The 17,389-nt window shown below is 47.7% G+C and carries 15 protein-coding genes; 9 read left to right on the top strand and 6 right to left on the bottom strand.

The window, feature by feature from the left end:
• Positions 1-83: 83 nt before the first annotated feature.
• The 4 genes from gldL (at position 84) to KVT36_RS13200 (ending at position 4,319) form a co-directional block, all read left to right on the top strand.
• Positions 84-821 (top strand): gliding motility protein GldL, encoded by a 738-nt coding sequence (gldL, locus tag KVT36_RS13215; RefSeq protein WP_254639974.1) that lies wholly within the window; start codon positions 84-86, stop codon positions 819-821.
• 60 nt (positions 822-881) lie between these two features.
• Positions 882-2,420: a gliding motility protein GldM gene (gene gldM / locus KVT36_RS13210; protein WP_217603970.1), complete on the top strand. Its 1,539-nt coding sequence runs from the start codon at positions 882-884 to the stop codon at positions 2,418-2,420.
• A gap of 153 nt (positions 2,421-2,573) precedes the next feature.
• Positions 2,574-3,623: a gliding motility protein GldN gene (gene gldN, locus KVT36_RS13205; RefSeq protein ID WP_217603969.1), complete on the top strand. Its 1,050-nt coding sequence runs from the start codon at positions 2,574-2,576 to the stop codon at positions 3,621-3,623.
• A gap of 120 nt (positions 3,624-3,743) precedes the next feature.
• Positions 3,744-4,319 carry a DinB family protein gene (locus KVT36_RS13200; protein WP_217603968.1) on the top strand — a complete coding sequence of 192 codons (576 nt, stop codon included), beginning with the start codon at positions 3,744-3,746 and terminating at the stop codon, positions 4,317-4,319.
• Between the two features lie 7 nt (positions 4,320-4,326).
• On the opposite strand, the gene uvrC is transcribed toward KVT36_RS13200, so the two are convergent.
• From uvrC to gpmI, 4 genes are all read right to left on the bottom strand, one after another.
• Positions 4,327-6,138, bottom strand: a complete 1,812-nt coding sequence (gene uvrC, locus KVT36_RS13195; RefSeq protein WP_217603967.1) for an excinuclease ABC subunit UvrC — start codon at positions 6,136-6,138, stop codon at positions 4,327-4,329.
• 8 nt (positions 6,139-6,146) lie between these two features.
• Positions 6,147-6,725 (bottom strand): hypothetical protein, encoded by a 579-nt coding sequence (locus tag KVT36_RS13190; protein WP_217603966.1) that lies wholly within the window; start codon positions 6,723-6,725, stop codon positions 6,147-6,149.
• Between the two features lie 274 nt (positions 6,726-6,999).
• Positions 7,000-8,289: an LVIVD repeat-containing protein gene (locus KVT36_RS13185; RefSeq protein WP_217603965.1), complete on the bottom strand. Its 1,290-nt coding sequence runs from the start codon at positions 8,287-8,289 to the stop codon at positions 7,000-7,002.
• A 153-nt stretch (positions 8,290-8,442) separates the two neighbouring features.
• Complete coding sequence (gene gpmI, locus KVT36_RS13180; protein ID WP_217603964.1) at positions 8,443-9,966, bottom strand: 2,3-bisphosphoglycerate-independent phosphoglycerate mutase; 1,524 nt, start codon at positions 9,964-9,966, stop codon at positions 8,443-8,445.
• Between the two features lie 324 nt (positions 9,967-10,290).
• On the opposite strand from gpmI, the gene KVT36_RS13175 reads away from it, so the two are divergent.
• The 4 genes from KVT36_RS13175 to KVT36_RS13160 all read left to right on the top strand — a co-directional run bounded on the left by KVT36_RS13175 (position 10,291) and on the right by KVT36_RS13160 (position 13,039).
• Entirely contained in the window at positions 10,291-10,821 is a 531-nt protein-coding gene (locus KVT36_RS13175) for a DUF4783 domain-containing protein (RefSeq protein ID WP_217603963.1), read from the top strand.
• 103 nt (positions 10,822-10,924) lie between these two features.
• Positions 10,925-11,773 carry a carboxylating nicotinate-nucleotide diphosphorylase gene (nadC, locus tag KVT36_RS13170; protein WP_217603962.1) on the top strand — a complete coding sequence of 283 codons (849 nt, stop codon included), beginning with the start codon at positions 10,925-10,927 and terminating at the stop codon, positions 11,771-11,773.
• A 41-nt stretch (positions 11,774-11,814) separates the two neighbouring features.
• Positions 11,815-12,696 (top strand): diacylglycerol kinase family protein, encoded by an 882-nt coding sequence (locus KVT36_RS13165; protein ID WP_217603961.1) that lies wholly within the window; start codon positions 11,815-11,817, stop codon positions 12,694-12,696.
• A gap of 10 nt (positions 12,697-12,706) precedes the next feature.
• Positions 12,707-13,039: a translation initiation factor gene (locus KVT36_RS13160; protein WP_217603960.1), complete on the top strand. Its 333-nt coding sequence runs from the start codon at positions 12,707-12,709 to the stop codon at positions 13,037-13,039.
• A 79-nt stretch (positions 13,040-13,118) separates the two neighbouring features.
• Here the strand turns inward: KVT36_RS13160 and KVT36_RS13155 are convergent, their stop codons facing one another.
• Together KVT36_RS13155 and KVT36_RS13150 are read right to left on the bottom strand one after the other, a co-directional pair.
• Entirely contained in the window at positions 13,119-14,108 is a 990-nt protein-coding gene (locus KVT36_RS13155; RefSeq protein ID WP_217603959.1) for an aldo/keto reductase, read from the bottom strand.
• A 99-nt stretch (positions 14,109-14,207) separates the two neighbouring features.
• A complete protein-coding gene (locus tag KVT36_RS13150) occupies positions 14,208-15,140 on the bottom strand; it encodes an AraC family transcriptional regulator (protein ID WP_217603958.1) in 933 nt (310 codons plus the stop codon).
• Positions 15,141-15,522: 382 nt separating this feature from the next.
• On the opposite strand from KVT36_RS13150, the gene KVT36_RS13145 reads away from it, so the two are divergent.
• Positions 15,523-17,070 carry a glycosyltransferase family 39 protein gene (locus KVT36_RS13145; protein ID WP_217603957.1) on the top strand — a complete coding sequence of 516 codons (1,548 nt, stop codon included), beginning with the start codon at positions 15,523-15,525 and terminating at the stop codon, positions 17,068-17,070.
• Positions 17,071-17,389: the final 319 nt, after the last annotated feature.

Below are 17,389 nucleotides of genomic sequence, written 5' to 3'. Positions count from 1 at the left end.
TGTACACAGAAAGCAAATCTTTGAGCAATAACTATTCCTTAACAACTTTAACCTTTAACCAGATTAAATTTTAACCTATGGCTATGAATCCTAACAAGGCGAAATGGTTGAACTTTTTTGTATGTATTGCAGCCTCCGTGGTGATCATTGGAGCATTATTTAAGCTGCAACACTGGAAGGGCGCCGATATAGCCCTGATCATGGGATTGAGTGTAGAAGCACTGATCTTCTTTGTGTATGCTTTTGTACCGGACAGCTCTGCGTCTCACGCACCTGCTGAAGGAATGGCTTATGCTGGTCATCCCGCAGTATCCGGATTAGACAAGATGTTACAGGAGGCCGACATTACGCCTGCTAACCTGCAACGCCTGAGTGAGAATTTCCAGAAACTGGGAACCACTGTGGACAAGATGAGAGATATCAGCGACGTGGTAGCAGCCACCGGTGATTACACTCAGAAAACAAGAGAAGCTGCCAGCGCAATTGGTAGTGTAGCTGTTGCTTACACCACCGCTGCATCTGCAGTATCTTCCTTCAACAGCGCATCTGAATCCACCAGGCATTTCCATGAGCAAATGCAGGGCATGACCAAAAACCTGGCTTCCCTGAATGCTATCTACGAACTGGAACTGCAGGATACCAATAACCACCTGAAGGCCATGAACAATTTCTACAGAAATCTGTTAACGACTTCTCAGGCTATGAGCGCCAGCGTTGATGATGCTAAGAAAACACAGGAACAGATCACTCTGTTAGCTAAAAATCTGAGCAACCTCAATACCATCTATGGTAACATGTTGAGCGCAATGCATGGAAGATAAGGTAGACCATAATTAGTTTTCACACACAATCTAAGACAATCATTAAATCGAAAACGAGCTATGTCACTACCAAAAGATCCAAGGCAGAAGATGATCAACTTCATGTACCTGGTCTTAACAGCCATGCTAGCATTGAACGTTTCTGCTGAAATATTAAACGCATTCAATATCGTAAATAACTCTATCAACACCTCCAATAAATCAATCACTGATAAGAACAATATTACTTACGACCAGTTTGAAAAGCAAATGGCGGAGAATGCTGCAAAAGTAGGCCCGCTGCGTGCTAAAGCACAAGAAGTAAAGAAGCTTTCCAGTGATATGTTTACGTATATCGAGACTTTGAAAGAAACGATTATACGGGAAAGTGGTGGACGTGATGAAGAAGGGAATATCAAAGCAAAAGATAACCTGGACGCACCCACCCGTGTGATGGATAATCAGAAGAAAGGTCCTGAAATGGAAAAAGCGCTGAAAGAGCTGCGCGAGAAGTTCCTGACCTTCGTGGATCCTAAGCTTAAAGCCCAGTTTGAAAAAACTTTGCCTTTAAGAATAGAAGTAGGTAAATCATCCGGCGGACATGACGCTGGTGTACCTAAAACCTGGACCACTTACCACTTTAACATGGTGCCTACCATTGCGGCAGTAACCATCCTGGGTAAGTTCCAGAACGATGTGAAGAACTCTGAGTCTCTGATCATCGACGACCTGTTCCGCCAGATAGACGCACAGAACTTTAAATTTGATAAAGTACGTCCGTTCATCTCTCTGAACTCTAAGAACCTGATGGAAGGCCAGACACTGACTGCACAAATCGCCGTAGGCGCTTACAGCAGCACTGTAAATCCTACCATCGTGGTAAATGGTCAAACCATAACCGCTTCTGAAGGCCTGGGTACTTTTACTATGCCGGTATCCGGCATCGGTGAAAAAACAATCGCCGGTACTATTACCCTGCCTAAACCGAACGGTGAACTGGAATCTTATAACTTTAATGAGACCTATAATGTAGGAGCTTCTACTACTTCAATTTCTGCTGATAAAATGAACGTGCTGTATATAGGGTTACCGAATCCTATATCCATCTCTGCCGCCGGTGTACCTGCTGAAAGCGTAAATGCTTCCATCAATGTAGGTAACATCCGCAAACAGGGTGCAGGTAATTATATCGTAACAGTAGCCAACCCCGGCCGCGCCATCATCAATGTGATAGCTAACGTGGATGGTAAATCCAAAAGCCTGGGCAGCAAAGAGTTCCGTGTAAAAATGATCCCTGATCCGGTATTGAAGGTAGGGGTGAATAAAAGCGGTATCATGAAAGCAGCCGACTTTAAAGTACAGGGCGGTTTAAGAGCTGACCTGGAGAACTTTGAATTTGAAGGTGTGAAGTATGATGTAGTGAGCTACCGTGTGGGTATTGAGGCCCGTGGCCGCGACTATGTAGAAGGTGAAGCTAACTCTGCTTACTTCCCCAGCAACGTAGTAAGTGCAGTACGTACCTTACGCGCCGGTGACCAGGTTTACTTTGATAACGTAAAAGTAAAAGGTCCGGATGGTATTGTACGAAACATGGGTAACACTTCGTTTAAATTAAACTAGACATAATTTTAGATTTACGATTTACGATCCTAGATTTAATGGAAGAGCGGTGCACAACCGGCTTTATTGAAATCTAAGATCGTAAATTCAGGATCACAAGTCCCTCCTGGAAATCTAAAATCGTAAATCTGAGATCGTAAATTTTAATTGCTTATGCGAGCAGTAATATTTAAAAGAATAACCTGGTGTGCCTTGTTAATGGTTATTATAGGTACAGAAGCGCAAGCGCAGCGCAGAGGTGGCAGCACCCGTCGCCGCACAGCTACTGATGCCTCCCAGCCAGCAACCACCACCCCTGACCCTAATGCAGTAGTGAACCCCGCTACCGGCAATTCAGTTGCACCGCCTGCAGCTCCGGCTACATCCGATGCAACACCTTTACGCCCGGATGGTGTGGGTAGCCCGGTGGTAGATACCCCGCGCAAATCACTGCGTGTGGATGGTGTAACTGCCAAAAACTCTGTAAGGGACCGTACGCCTATTGCTTATGACAACATCCGTGAGGATGATAAGTTCTGGGAAAAACGTATCTGGCAGGTGATCGACATCCGTGAAAAGATGAACCTTCCCTTCCAGTATAATGTGGAAGATGAGCAGGGTGTAAACCAGTTGTTCATTAACATATTACTGAACTCAATTAAGAATAACGAAGTACAGGCCTTTAACCCGATCGATGACCGCTTTAGCACACTGATGACTTACGCTGAAATTCAAACAAAAACCAGCGGTGAGGAAAGAACGGTGCGTAGCATAGACCCGGTTACCGGCGAAGAGAAAATGGTAACTACCCGCGATGAATTTGATCCGCGTACTATTGTACAGTACAAGGTCAAAGAAGTATGGGTGTTCGATAAGGAAGCCTCTGCTTTAAAGGTACGTATCCTGGGTATTGCACCGATGGTATCCCGTATCAATGAAGATGGCTCCCTGCGCGCTTCTATACCGCTGTTCTGGGTGTACTACCCGGATCTGCGCCCGGTGCTGGCAAAGTATGATGTGTATAACCAGAATAACGATGCCGCATCCATGAGCTGGGAAGACCTGTTTGAAATGCGCTTTTTCACCAGCTTTGTTATAAAAGAGAACAACGCGTACAACCGCGAGATCAAAGATTATATCAAAGACGGTACCATGCGCCTGCTGGAAGGACAAGCTGTTAAAGACAAGATCTTTAACAAGGAACAAGACCTCTGGCAATATTAATAGCATAGCCTACATCATTATAAAAGACTGCAAAGGTCGCAAGGGTTGATAACACAGACCTTGTGACCTTTGCAATTTTAAACCTGTATATTTGCCGCATAAACCCCAAATTTCCTCAACATGCCAGCCATATTTAACAGTACGGAGCTGCTGGATCAATTGCAGTTTAAGGTAAGCCGGTTATTAACACAGGTAGCAGAAGATCTGGCGCATTTACCAGCACCCGTTTTACAATTACCGCCCGACCAGCATAAATGGAGCGCCATTCAATGCCTGGAACACCTTAACATCTATAGCCGTTATTACCTGCCACAGCTGGCCAAAGCCATGGAAACCGCACAATTGCACCAGCAGGCAGCTACCCCGCAGTTTAAAAGCGGATGGCTGGGCAACTGGTTCACAGGTATTATGCAGCCCAAAGCCAATGGCAGCCTGCCTATGCGCATGCAGTCCCCTAAAAGTGCACGGCCAGCCGCCACCCCGGATGTAAGCAGCGTTATGAATGAATTTATAAGCGGGCAGCAGCAATTATTATTGCTGTTACAGCAGGCGCACTCCGTAAACCTGGCAAAACCCAGGGTGCCTACCACTTTAAGCAAGCTCGTAAAACTTTCCTTAGGAGATACCTTCCGTTTTTTTATAGCGCATGAGGAGCGCCACGTATTACAGGCACTGCGCGCGGTGGGACCCTGCTAATTATTAATTAAGATTCTCCTGGGTGGAAGTGCTCCCAGATCAGCTGGGCTTTAGCTACGCCAACCTCTTTTACCAGCTCGTCTTTGGGCAGCTGTTTAATGCGGTTAACGGAGCGGAAGGTTAGCAGCAGCTGTGTGGCGGTATTTTCGCCAATCCCTTTAATGCTTTCCAGCTCATTCTTAAAGGTGCCTTTGCTGCGCTTTTGCCGGTGAAAGGTAATACCAAAGCGGTGTACCTCATCGCGTACGCGGCGTATCAGCTTCAGGCTTTCACTGTTAAAAGGCAGCTTAATGCTTTCTTTATCGCCGGGGAAAAATATTTCTTCTTCATTCTTGGCCAGGCCTACTACCGTCATGGAGCCAATAAGGTCCAGCTCACGAATGCTTTCCATAGCAGAGCCCAGCTGCCCTTTACCACCGTCTATGATCACCAGCTGGGGCAAGGGTTGCTGCTCGGTTAACAGGCGCTTATAACGCCGGAAAACCACCTCTTTCATGGAGGCAAAATCATCAATACCTTCTACGGTTTTTACGTTAAAATGCCGGTAGTCTTTTTTAGAGGCTATCCCATCCTTAAACACCACACAGGCGCTTACAGGATAGCTGCCCTGGAAGTTGGAGTTATCAAAACACTCAATATGCGTAGGCAGTACCGGCAGCTCCAGGTCGGCCTGCAGCTGGTACAGCACTTTCTTCTTTTCCTCATCTGTTTTGCCTTCCAGGTGCAGGATCTTTTTCTTATACAGCTCTTCCTTAAAGTAGTTCACATTCTTTTCAGAAAGGTCCAGCAGCTTCTTTTTATCACCGCCTTTGGGTACGGTAAGGGTTACATTTTCTTCCGGGAAATCAATGGCAAAAGGCACAATGATCTCGGCCGTCTGGCTTTTAAAAGCATCGCGCAGGTAGGCCATAGCGTATACCAGCACTTCCTCATCAGTTTCTTCCAGCTTCTTTTCCAGCGTAACGGTTTTAGTATCTGCAATGCTGCCGTTCAGCACCCGCAGATAGTTTACATAAGCATGGTTACCATCGCTCAGGATAGAAAATACATCGGCATGGCCCATACGGTCGTTTACGATGGTAGAGCGGGACTGGTAGGCCTGCAGGCTGGCTATTTTCTTGCGCAGTATTTCTGCCTGCTCAAACTCCATATTACCGGCGCATTGCTGCATTTGAGCACGGAACATGTTCAGCACCGGGGTAAGGTTACCTTTCAGAATGTCCTTTACCTGCTGCAGCCCGGCGCGGTAATCCTCCTCTGTTTGCAGGCCTTCACAGGGGCCTTTGCAGTTGCCCAGGTGATATTCCAGGCATACTTTGTATTTGCCTTTCCGTACGTTCTGTTCTGACAGGTTCAGGTTGCAGGTGCGCAGGGGAATGTTATAACGTATTACTTCCAGCAGCTCCCGCACCCGTCCTACGGATGTAAAGGGGCCCAGGTATTCAGAGCCATCGCGGATAATGTTGCGGGTAAGGAATACACGGGGAAAAGCTTCATGCTTTATAACAATGTAAGGATAGGTTTTATCATCCTTCAGGTTAATGTTGAACTTGGGCTGGAACTGTTTAATGAGCGAGTTTTCCAGCAAAAAAGCATCCTGCTCTGAATTTACTATGGTAAACTCAATATGGTGAATGCTTTGTACCAGCTTGCGGGTCTTAAAGCTGTCGTGGTTCTTTACAAAATAAGAGCTTACGCGCTTGCGCAGGCTTTTGGCCTTACCTACATACAGCAATTCCCCGCCTTCATCATAATACTTGTAAATGCCGGCCTGTATGGGTATGGTATGTGATATTTGCGAAAACTCCGCTGCTGTCATTTTCCGGTTCAGTTTTTTGGTGCCATCAGCACTTTAACATCCAGCTCACGGGGCTGCAGAAAAGCTATTTTCTGCAAGGTGGTGATGCGGATGCTTTTAAGGTGCTGGTAAAACAGGTTTTGCTGGTATTCATACACCAGGTTGCGGGTACTTTTATGGATGTTTACGGTGGCAATACGGCCTTCCCTGTCCAGGTTCAGGATAATCTGCTGCGGGCTGGTGCCGGGCTCACGGGCCGTATACATAACAGAGCTGCTGCCGTTTATCAGGTCCGGGATGGTATCTGTACGGTAGGCATCCTGTAAGGAGGGTTTGTTAATATCCACATCCATAAATGGTTTTAACAGGTGATGCAGCTGTGTGCTGTCCGGCGCCAGGGTGGTACTGTCCCGCTGCCCGTTCAGGGCTACTGTTTTATGCAGCTGCAGACCGCTTTGCTGCAACTGGCTGGCCTCCTTTTCAAAATATGCTTTCAGATCACTGTGCGTGCTGTTATGGATAGCCGGCTGTTGGCGGCCGGTGTTACAGGCCAGCAGGGTTATAGCTGTAAGGGCTATATACAGGCGCCTGTATGGGTTTATTTTCATGCCGCAAAATTACTAAGAAACCAAGTATCATACGTTTTTTAAACAAGCGCCTTTGCCTGTGGAGGCTTACAAAACAAATACTTATCAATGGCAGGGGCCTAAAAAAAGTAATGCGCCGTGAAAACGGCGCATCTGATGCATGAGCAAATCTGTCGAGAGCACTAAAAAACATAAAACGGATCACCCGATAAAAGAGTTACTCTTTTTCATAAATAATTATTAATTATATGCGTTGCCACACCGCTATGGTGCTTATTCTTATCAAGTATTCGTATTAATGTTGGGTGGTCATGTTAATCCGGCTCAGGAACTTAGGCGCTGCCATGCTGCTGTAATCATACTGGTACAACCCGTCTTTTGCCGTTACCAGCAATATTTTTCCGGTAGGTATTACATCATACGCCTCAATATTTTCCAGCTTCCTTAAGGTCCTGATATTCTGCGGATCGCTGGCATCCATGAAGCGCAGGCCGTTAGTGCCTTCGCATATGAACAGCCTTTTACCATCTATTCCCAGGCCATAAGGGCTGCTCATGGGATAGGTTTTAATGAGGGTGGGGTTGGTCATATCCTTTATATCCAGCACATCCAGCTGGTTGGTAAAACTCCCGCAGGGAGTGCCGCCGCGCAGGGTTACATAAGCAGTTGTATTTTCTGCTACCACGGGATCGCAGCTGTTTATGTGGCCAAAAGCGCCTTTCCTTTTGAGGTTCGTAGGTTCGCTGGCGTCATAAATGAACATGCCGCTGGTGGAGCCTATCAGCAGGGAGCCGTTAAAAGGGAAAATGGTTTCCAGGCCGCCGGTTACCGGCACTTCCACCTGTTTTACAGGGGCCGCTGCATTCTGGATGCCAAACACTTGCAGGCTCCAGGTACCTACGGTGTACAGGTAATTGTTCACGAGCGCAAACCGTGCGGTAGAGCCGCCTTTGCCCAAAGCCACTACGGAAGATTTACCGGCAGAGCTGGCGTTTAGTGCAAACGACATGGCATCGTTCAGGAAAATAGGCCCGCTACCCACTGTGCAGGGTGCTTTTACTACCGTATCCCTGGTTTTGAAATCCACTATCATGCTATCCAGGTGGTGGGTACTATCTACCTGGAAGGCGTAGTAGTTATATACCCGTTGCGGAAATACATCCTGCACACGGTTACTTTCCTTTGCTGCCAGCGGGTTGCTGATGTCTACTGCCAGCAGGTCCATATAACTGTCGGCATACAGTATGTTGCCGTTCACAGCCATATCCACATTGCCCGGGATGTTGATAAAGGCTACATTATTAGGGGCAGACGGGTTGCTGTTATCAATAATGTGGATGCCTTTATTCAACTCATTCAGGAAAATGTATTTACCATACAGATATATTTTTCCGGCAGTTTCAATGGGCTGTGGTCCTTCACTTTTGAAGGAGGCCCGCACGTTCTTCAGGGACTCATATACCGGGGTATAGATGGTATAGCGGTAAGTGGTATTGCAATAGTCGTCCTTTTGACAACCGGCTATAGTGAGCATAGCTGCAACCAGGCAAGCTGCCATCAGCAGTTTGTAGAGTACAGATCTCATAGGGGTAAATGTTTTTGTAAAAGTAAAACGGGGGGAAGGAGGGAATGTTACAGGGAGATATGCAAATAAGGGAATGTGCAGACGATAAACAAAAAATGTGCAGATGAACACAGCGTATTGAACCGCTTTAATTCATCTGCACATTTGCATATTTTATACCAGCAGGTTGCCGGTCATTTCCTTGGGTACGGGCAGGCCCATGAAATGCAGGATGGTGGGGGCCATATCGCCCAGCTTGCCATCTTTCATAGTACCTTTAAAATCATTGCTGATAATGAACAAGGGCACCAGGTTCAGGGAATGCGCCGTATTGGGCGAGCCATCGGAGTTTACCATGAAATCAGCGTTGCCATGATCAGCGGTCAGGAACACGGTATAACCATTGTTCAGCGCAGCGGTTACCACCCGCTCTACACAGGTATCTACCGTTTCCACCGCTTTAATAACAGCTTCCCATACACCTGTATGGCCCACCATATCGGCATTGGCAAAGTTCAGGCAAATAAAGTCGGCCGATTTTTGATCAATCTCTTTCACAATGGTATCCGCTATCTGGAAAGCGCTCATCTCCGGCTGCAGATCGTAGGTGGCTACTTTCGGAGAGGGGATAATGAGGCGGCGCTCGCCGTTAAATTCTTTTTCCCGTCCGCCGGAAAAGAAGAAGGTCACATGCGGATATTTCTCCGTTTCTGCTATACGGATCTGGGTACGGTTATTTTGTTCCAGCACCTCGCCCAGCGTCATATTCAGGTTATCGTTCTCAAATATTACATACACCCCTCTGTAGGTTTTATCGTACTCCGTCATGGTGGTGTAGTGCAGGTGCAGCGGGTGCATATCCTGCTCAGGAATGGCCTGCTGGCTAAGCACCTGGGTTATTTCGCGGCAGCGGTCTGTACGGAAGTTAAAGCACAGCACTGCATCCCCTTCCTGTATAGTGGCCAGGGGTGCTAATTGCGCATTGGTAACAATAATGGGTTTAATAAACTCATCGGTCACCCCTTCTGCATAAGATGCTTTTACGGCTGTCAGCGGGTCCTGCGTAGGTGTGCCGGTGCCGTGCACCATGGCATCATAGGCCAGCTTTACCCGCTCCCAGCGCTTATCGCGGTCCATAGCGTAATAACGGCCGGTAATGGAGGCCAGCTGCCCGGTGGTATTGGTCAGGTGTACCATCAGGTCTTCCAGGAAACCTAAACCGCTTTTAGGGTCCGTATCACGCCCGTCTGTAAAGGCATGAATGAATACATTGGTAAGGCCCTGCTGTTTGGCTATTTGGGTTAATGCTTTTATATGGTTAATGTGGGAGTGCACGCCGCCATCGCTCACCAGGCCTATCAGGTGTAATGCCTTGTTGTTGGATTTGGCATAGTTAATTGTATCCAGCAGCACTTTATTCTGCGCCAGCTCTCCATTGCGGGCAGCTACGTTAATGCGCTGCAGCTCCTGGTACACGATACGGCCTGCGCCTAAGTTCAGGTGGCCTACTTCTGAGTTGCCCATTTGCCCTTCCGGCAGGCCTACATCTTCCCCGCAGGTTATGAGCCTGCTATGCGGGTATTTATTATATAAGCTGCTTACAAAAGGCGTTTTTGCGTGAGATATGGCATCTGCTGCGGGTACCTGCCCCAGGCCCCATCCATCCATAATAACCAGAATGGCTTTTTTATTTTCCATGATTCTTTGAATTAGGTTTTATCCAACAAGGGGGTGAAAATACTCATAATGACTTGAATCCCCGCATATTTTCTGCAAAATTAACGTTCACTAAAAGCGGCCGGCTTTTCCTGAAAGTGCAACATATTAAAAACGTAGTTAAATCTTACTAAAACGTTATATATTAATATATTTGCAATGGTTATTAATTGTATGCTACAACGATAATTGTATTTTAACAACCCGTTAGCAATCTGGCATAGTTTTGGCACAGCTGGGGTTGTCGATAATTCTTATTGAAATAACCATGAATCCGGCATGGCAAATAAACAGAAACATTTTCTTATGAAACCGAGCATGATAAAGACAGAGGGAGGGGTACAGCGAGGTTCCATTTTACTGTCACCAGATGCATATACGATTGGGCAGGCGCCTGCTGAAAAGGCCGGGCAGCACTGGACCAGGTTCATGTATGTATTGGCCATACTTTTACTGGGAGGCATTGTTACAATGTTCTCCTTATCCGCACGTCCGTTAAAAGGCCAGGTAGCTGGTCCTTTTGAAGATGTGGTAAGCGCTATTAAGCAGGGTGATGCGGGAAACCTTTCCCGTTACCTGGATAATACCGTAGAGATCAATATTGCCGGCCGTTCTACTTCTTACAGTAAAGCGCAGGCAGAGATCATTTTAAAGGACTTTTTTTCCAAGAACCAGGTAAAATCTTTTGAACTGCTGCACCAGGGCGAGGCCGGTGGCGGCTCCCGCTATGGTATTGGGAATATGGTTACCGGGGGCGGTAGCTTCAGAACTTCCTTTTTTCTACAGAAAAAGGGCAGCTCGCTGGTGTTGAATGAGCTGCGGTTCGAGAGTAAATAGCCCCATTCATCTTAATATATTTGAAAAACCTTGGGTGCCTCCGTACAAATTACGGAGGCACTCTTTATTTTTGGGGCCGCAAACACCAGGAAATACTGACGGTATGATACAAGAGACAGCGTTAAATAACCTGATAAGAAATGCTTTAGCTGAAGATATTGGCAACGGGGACCATAGCACTATGGCCTGTATACCCCCTACCGCTAAGGGTAAGTCAAGGCTCAAAATAAAGGAGCAAGGCGTGCTGGCCGGTATGGAGGTGGCGGAAGCCATTTTCCGCCAGCTGGATATGTTCACTGTTTTTACTCCCTATAAAAAGGATGGCGACCCTATGCAGCCCGGCGAAACTGCTTTTGAAGTGGAAGCAGCCGTACATACCCTGCTGATGGGCGAACGCCTGGTATTGAACTGCATGCAGCGCATGAGCGGCATTGCCACCCTTACCAGACAGTATGTTGATAAGCTGCAGGGCTACCATACCCGCCTGCTGGATACGCGTAAAACCACCCCCAACTTCCGCCTGCTGGAAAAAGAAGCTGTGCGCATTGGCGGTGGCGTAAACCACCGCATGGGCCTGTATGATATGGTAATGCTGAAAGATAACCATATTGACTTTGCAGGCGGTATTACCGCTGCTGTAAATAAAACCATTACCTACCTGAAGGAGAAAAAGCTAAACCTGCAGATAGAAGTGGAAACACGTAGCCTGGATGATGTGAAGGAAGTGCTGGCCGTAGGCGGCATACACCGTATTATGCTGGACAATTTCAGCCCGGAGCAGATACCGGCCGCGCTGGACCTGATACAGGGGCGTTATGAAACAGAAGCCTCCGGCGGTATTAGCCTTGCTAACGTGGAAGCCTATGCGAAAACAGGCGTTGATTTTGTTTCTGTGGGCGCTGTGATACACCATGCAGTTAGCCTGGATCTGAGCCTGAAGGCTGTAGAGTAGGTGTGCATTTGCACACGTTTTTGACTGGTAAAAAATAACATTTGAGAAAGATCCTTTTCATTATTAACCGTAAAGCAGGTACTGACCGGGAAAAACGCCTGGAAGATGTGATACACCAACACCTGCCGGCGGCGGAATTTTCAGTAAGTATTACCCACCTGGCTTACCTGGGGCATGGTACGCACCTGGCACAGGAAGCCGTACAACAGGGCGTGGATACGGTGGTGGCCGTAGGAGGTGATGGATCTATTAACGAGATTGCGCAGGGCCTTATTGGCAGCCAGACCGCGCTGGCGGTAATACCGCTGGGCAGCGGCAACGGGCTGGCCCGGGCATTAAAAATACCGCTGAATGTACATAAGGCGCTGCAGGTAATAGTACAGAACAAGCGCGGCCCTATTGATGCCGGTTATGCCAATGAACACCTGTTCCTGAGCAATGCCGGTGTAGGTTTTGATGCAGTGGTGGCCGATAAGTTCCGCCATACCAAGAAACGCGGCTTGCAGGGTTATGCAAAGCTGGTAATAAAAACCTTCAGAGAATATAAAGGAGATAATTATACCATTAACATAGACGGAAAAACCCTGGACCGGCCTGCATTTTTGCTGAGCGTGGCCAATGGCAACCAGTTTGGCTATGAGTTTAAGCTGGCCCCTGATGCCAGCGTATTTGACGGCCTGCTGGATGTATGTATTGTGCCGCCGGTAAGCTTTTTAGGACTGTTGCCTTTAAGCATTTACTCCCTGCTGGGTACTGTGCACAAAACAAAATATATGCAGCATTACACGGGGGAATATATTACCGTAAACAGCCCGCAGCTGGCTTACCTGCAGGTAGACGGAGATGCCGTACCTTTGACCAGTAAGGGAGAAGTGCAGTTTAAGGTAGTAAAAGCTGCGCTGCAGGTTATACTGAATAATTAATTTTAACGCTATGTCAAAGAAGAAGCATAACCCCGGCGGGATCGTATATTCCACCAACCCGGATTTTTCTTTTGAGCCGGATCAGCCTTCTGAAGAAACCACCCTGCCGCCTGCGCAGCAAAAGCTGAAAGTGAAGCTGGATACCAAACAACGCGCCGGTAAAGTAGTAACCCTGGTAGATGGTTTTATTGGTACGCCTGCTGACCTGGAGCAGCTGGGCAAAGACCTGAAAACCAAATGCGGTACCGGTGGCAGCGCCAAAGACGGGCAAATACTAATACAAGGCGATTATAAAGATAAAGTGCTGAAGTGGCTGAAAGACTGGGGATATAAGGCCGTGTAATGCTAAACGCTGAAAGCATAACGCCTGCAACAAAACATAATCAGCGTTCAGCATTAGGCATTCAGCGTTTAGCCTACTTCTAGTGGTTAACCATTTTCATCATATACTCCGGATACCTTGCGCCTGCAATGGCAGTGGATTGCAGGATGTTGCGCAGCTCTTCCAGCTCGGAGGCGCTGAGCGTAATATCTGCTGCAGCGGCATTTTCCTGTAAATATTTTCTGCGTTTAGTACCGGGAATGGGAATAATATCCTGCCCCTGCGCCAGCAGCCAGGCCAGTGATAGCTGTGCGGTGGTGCTGTTCTTTTCTTTAGCCAGTGTTTCCAGTTTTTGTACCAATTGCATATTCTGCTGCAGCTCCTTTTCCTGGAAGCGCGGCAGTGAGCGGCGGAAATCACCTTCCGGCAGCTGGGAAAGATCTGTAGTACCTGCGCTTAATCCCCTGCCCAGGGGGCTGAAAGCAATGAGGGATATGCCCAGCTCGCGGGTGGCGGCTAAAATATCCTGTTCTACTTCGCGGGTCCAGATGGAGTATTCATTTTGCAGCGCTGAAATAGGGTGTACGCTGTGCGCTTTGCGGATGGAGGCTACGGATGCTTCTGACAGGCCCAGGTACCGCACCTTGCCTTCCTTTACCAGGTTGGCCATAGCGCCTACAGTTTCCTCTACCGGTACATTCGGGTCTATACGGTGTGCGTAATACAGGTCTATTACATCTGTTTTCAGGCGCTGCAGGCTGGCTTCACAAGCCTGCTTTACATAGGCGGGCGAGCCGTCAAAAATGGTATTGCCATCCTTATCCAGCTTAAAGCCAAATTTAGTGGCCAGGAATACCTGTTTGCGTTTGGTGGTTAATACTTTTGATAACAGCGCTTCATTCTCCCCCTGCCCGTAAAAATCAGCCGTATCCCAAAAGTTCACCCCCAGCTCCAGGGCATATTCCAGGGTGGCTATAGACTCGCCCTCATTCCGCTCTTCGGCAGCGCCATAGGCATGTGACATACCCATACAACCCAGGCCAATGGCGGATACCTGCTCTCCTGTTTTTCCTAATATTCTGTATTGCATAACATTGAAATTTTTGAGATCATAAAATTAGAACAGCGCCCCTTTCCAAAATTGTGGAACGCAAAGGAATTATTGCAGGCAGCAAAGAAAGGGCCATGATCAGCTGATCCGGAACAGGTGGGGCGACTGTCCGGCCTGGCTCTTGAAGAAATGGGTAAAGTTGCCCGGCTCTTCAAAGCCCAGGCTCCAGGCAATGGCTGCAATGTGCCAGTCGGTATGCAGCAGCAACAGCTTTGCTTCCAGCAATACGCGGTGGCGTATATGCTCACTTACGGTACGGCCCGTAACCTGCTTTACAGTAGCGTTGAGGTGGTTGGGATGTACGTTCAGCAATTGCGCATATTCACGGGCAGTACGTATGGTAAGCTGCTGCGCCGGTGTTTCTATGGGAAACTGTTTTTCCAGCATATCTGTAAAGCGCTGCGCCAGCATTTGGCCGGCGTTTAAGGGGATATGCGTTTCACTCGCCTGCATGCCTATACGTTTTGCTTCCAGCAGTAATAGCTGCAGGTATATCAGGATGGCTTCTTCCCGGTAGGCAGCCGTATCATTATACTCCCGCATCAGCTGCTGGAAAATGGTTTGCAGGGTATTTACCTGCGCAGCTGTTAAAGGCAGCACGGCATCTGCGCCTACCTGGAACAGCGGGTGGCGCGTTACCTCTTCCCGGTAATGACGGTGTTTTTCAAACAGCTGCTGTGTAAATAAACAGTTATAACCCTCCTGCGGTGTATCCGTTTCCCAGATCTTGGTTTCTACAGGATTGGTGAAGATGAGCACCGGGCCGTTAATAACATATTGTTTTGCGCCCAGCATTAAACGGCCGGTGCCTGCAGTTACCAGCGTTATCTTGTAATAATCGCGCCGGCTGGAGGCATAATGTGTTTTGCAGGGCATATCATGGCGGGAGTGTACCACTACATTGCCCCGCTCAGGTATAAGCGGCATATTTGGATATTGCACCAGCATATCGCCTCTGAAATTTTCCAGCTTTTCTGTTTTATTTATTGTTGCATTTTTTTGTGCAGGCATATACCAAAGTTAAGCATATGAAAAATGGTAGAAATGTTTTTCGGGCCAGGTGGCTACTATATTTTTAGATAGGATGTTTATGTTTCATATCAGGTTTTATAAAGAACCGTGTAAAGCAAGATTTGAAATATCGTTGCAATTTTATTTTTGATTATTTAACAAAGAATTCACAAATTGATTTACCGTTATCAACCAAAATCTTGTTTTAAACAAGGTTAATCTTACCTGGAAAAAGCGTCCCGGGCATACTCCGCCGGGACGTTTTTTTATTTAGCCAACTTTCCCTGATACGCGCTGCTTTTCTACAGTTCCCAGCACGGGATGCGGGTAAAAAACGGGTTATTGTGATTATATTGGGTACTACCGTATATTCATTGCCTTTATGAACACAACCCATGTAAACCGCCGCACACCGCTTTATTTATTAGCCGGTTTTATTGTGCTGAAAATGGTATTGCATTACTGCATTATCAACCCCGTGTATGAGCTGCACCGGGATGAGTACCTGCACCTGGATATGGCCAATCATTTAACGGCAGGTTATTTATCGGTACCGCCTTTTACGGCCTTTACATCACTGCTTATTAAATGGCTGGGTAATTCCGTGTTTTGGATAAAATTCTTTCCGGCGCTGTATGGCGCGCTAACACTGGCGCTTATATGGCGGGTGGTGGCGTTGCTGGAAGGGGGCTGGTATGCGCAGGTATTAGCGGCTACGGTGTTCATTTTCTCCGCTTTTTTGCGGTTAAATATGCTGTACCAGCCCAACTCTTTAGATGTGCTTTGCTGGACCTGGATCTTTTACCTGCTGATCCGTTACCGGCAAACGGAAAAACACAGTTACCTGTTATGGCTGGGAGTGGCCATAGGCCTGGGTTTCCTGAATAAGTACAACATTCTTTTCCTGGTAGTGGGGTTGGTGCCGGCATTATTATTATCGCCACAGCGCAAAATATTTTTGAACAAGTACCTGTACATAAGCGCCGGTATTGCGCTGCTGATAGCCCTGCCCAACATTATCTGGCAAATACAAAACGGCATGCCGGTGCTGCACCATATGACGGAGCTTTCGCAAACGCAGCTGGTGCATGTGCACCGCATGGATTTTATAAAAACGCAGTTCATTTTCTTTTTTACAGGCGCTTTCCTGTTTGTGGCGGGCCTACTGGGATTGGTGTTTTACCGGGCTTTCAGTCCTTACCGTTTTGTGGCGCTTACTTACCTGTTTGTGATGCTGTTGTTCACCTATCTGCGGGCCAAGGATTATTATGCGCTGGGCTTATACCCGGTGTTGCTGGCTTTTGGGGCTGTGTACTGGGAGCAGCTGTTCAGGGCCAAATGGCTAAAATATATGCGGGCTGTTTGGATATTGCTGGTGATAGTGCCTTTCCTGTACATTCTTAACATTGCGTTCCCGGTGCTGAAACCGGCTGCTATTGAGCAAAAGGCAGCCAAATTCCAGGCAGCAGGTTTATTGCGCTGGGAAGATGGTAAGAACCATGCCCTGCCCCAGGATTTTGCAGATATGCTGGGCTGGCAGGAGATGGCAGCCCTTTCCCGCAAGGCCTATGCACAGGTGCCGGACAGTGATAAACCTTATACGCTGATCATGTGCGGTAATTACGGGCAGGCCGGCGCTTTGAATTACTACAACCGGGGCCGCATACCGCTGGCATGTACTTTTAACGCAGATTATGTTTTCTGGTTTCCGCATATGGACACCATCCGCTGTATTGTGCTGCTGGATGATGAGCCGGATGAGCGTGCGCACCAGGTATCCAAACAGATCATTGAGGTGGGTAAGGTACAAAACCCTTTCGCCCGCGAATATGGCACAGGCGTGTTTTTACTGAAAGGCGTTTCGCCGGAGCTGTCAGTGAAGTTTTGGGAATGGCGGCAGGCGGCGGTGAAAAAGTTCAGGAGTTATTAAAACCGGCCATTCTAAACTTCAAACAGGATTATTTTACAAGGTGTAAACCTAAATTAGGACGAGGTCGGAATAGCGCCTTTTACAGCGTCTGAAAATAGTTGCGGCAGATTGTGTAAAACAGCTCCGCAATGCGGCTGATATTCGGGCGCAATTCGGGCGCAACCCGTGCGCAATTCGGGTCAGGGTTTTGCGCTAAACCTTACAGGAATAAAACCGGGTGGTGAACGGGTAGGGTTTTATGTAGGGGGGAGGGATGTCACTAGGGTTGCATAGCAATAAAAGGGCTGTTTCAGGAGGGAAGCACACCAATAGCACCCGA

Origin of the sequence: Chitinophaga sp. GbtcB8, from assembly GCF_019091455.1 — a bacterium.
Lineage (GTDB): Bacteria > Bacteroidota > Bacteroidia > Chitinophagales > Chitinophagaceae > Chitinophaga.
The sequence above is the reverse complement of the archived record's forward strand: the minus strand, read 5'-3'. Positions and strand labels throughout refer to the sequence as shown.

Bases quoted from the DNA above. Each gene is read 5' to 3' on its own strand.
- gldM (WP_217603970.1), top strand. From the start codon at position 882: ATGTCACTACCAAAAGATCCAAGGCAGAAGATGATCAACTTCATGTAC.
- KVT36_RS13145 (WP_217603957.1), top strand. From the start codon at position 15,523: ATGAACACAACCCATGTAAACCGCCGCACACCGCTTTATTTATTAGCC.
- KVT36_RS13150 (WP_217603958.1), bottom strand. From the start codon at position 15,140: ATGCCTGCACAAAAAAATGCAACAATAAATAAAACAGAAAAGCTGGAA.
- gldL (WP_254639974.1), top strand. From the start codon at position 84: ATGAATCCTAACAAGGCGAAATGGTTGAACTTTTTTGTATGTATTGCA.
- KVT36_RS13200 (WP_217603968.1), top strand. From the start codon at position 3,744: ATGCCAGCCATATTTAACAGTACGGAGCTGCTGGATCAATTGCAGTTT.
- nadC (WP_217603962.1), top strand. From the start codon at position 10,925: ATGATACAAGAGACAGCGTTAAATAACCTGATAAGAAATGCTTTAGCT.
- KVT36_RS13175 (WP_217603963.1), top strand. From the start codon at position 10,291: ATGAAACCGAGCATGATAAAGACAGAGGGAGGGGTACAGCGAGGTTCC.
- KVT36_RS13160 (WP_217603960.1), top strand. From the start codon at position 12,707: ATGTCAAAGAAGAAGCATAACCCCGGCGGGATCGTATATTCCACCAAC.
- KVT36_RS13190 (WP_217603966.1), bottom strand. From the start codon at position 6,725: ATGAAAATAAACCCATACAGGCGCCTGTATATAGCCCTTACAGCTATA.
- gldN (WP_217603969.1), top strand. From the start codon at position 2,574: ATGCGAGCAGTAATATTTAAAAGAATAACCTGGTGTGCCTTGTTAATG.
- uvrC (WP_217603967.1), bottom strand. From the start codon at position 6,138: ATGACAGCAGCGGAGTTTTCGCAAATATCACATACCATACCCATACAG.
- KVT36_RS13155 (WP_217603959.1), bottom strand. From the start codon at position 14,108: ATGCAATACAGAATATTAGGAAAAACAGGAGAGCAGGTATCCGCCATT.
- KVT36_RS13185 (WP_217603965.1), bottom strand. From the start codon at position 8,289: ATGAGATCTGTACTCTACAAACTGCTGATGGCAGCTTGCCTGGTTGCA.
- gpmI (WP_217603964.1), bottom strand. From the start codon at position 9,966: ATGGAAAATAAAAAAGCCATTCTGGTTATTATGGATGGATGGGGCCTG.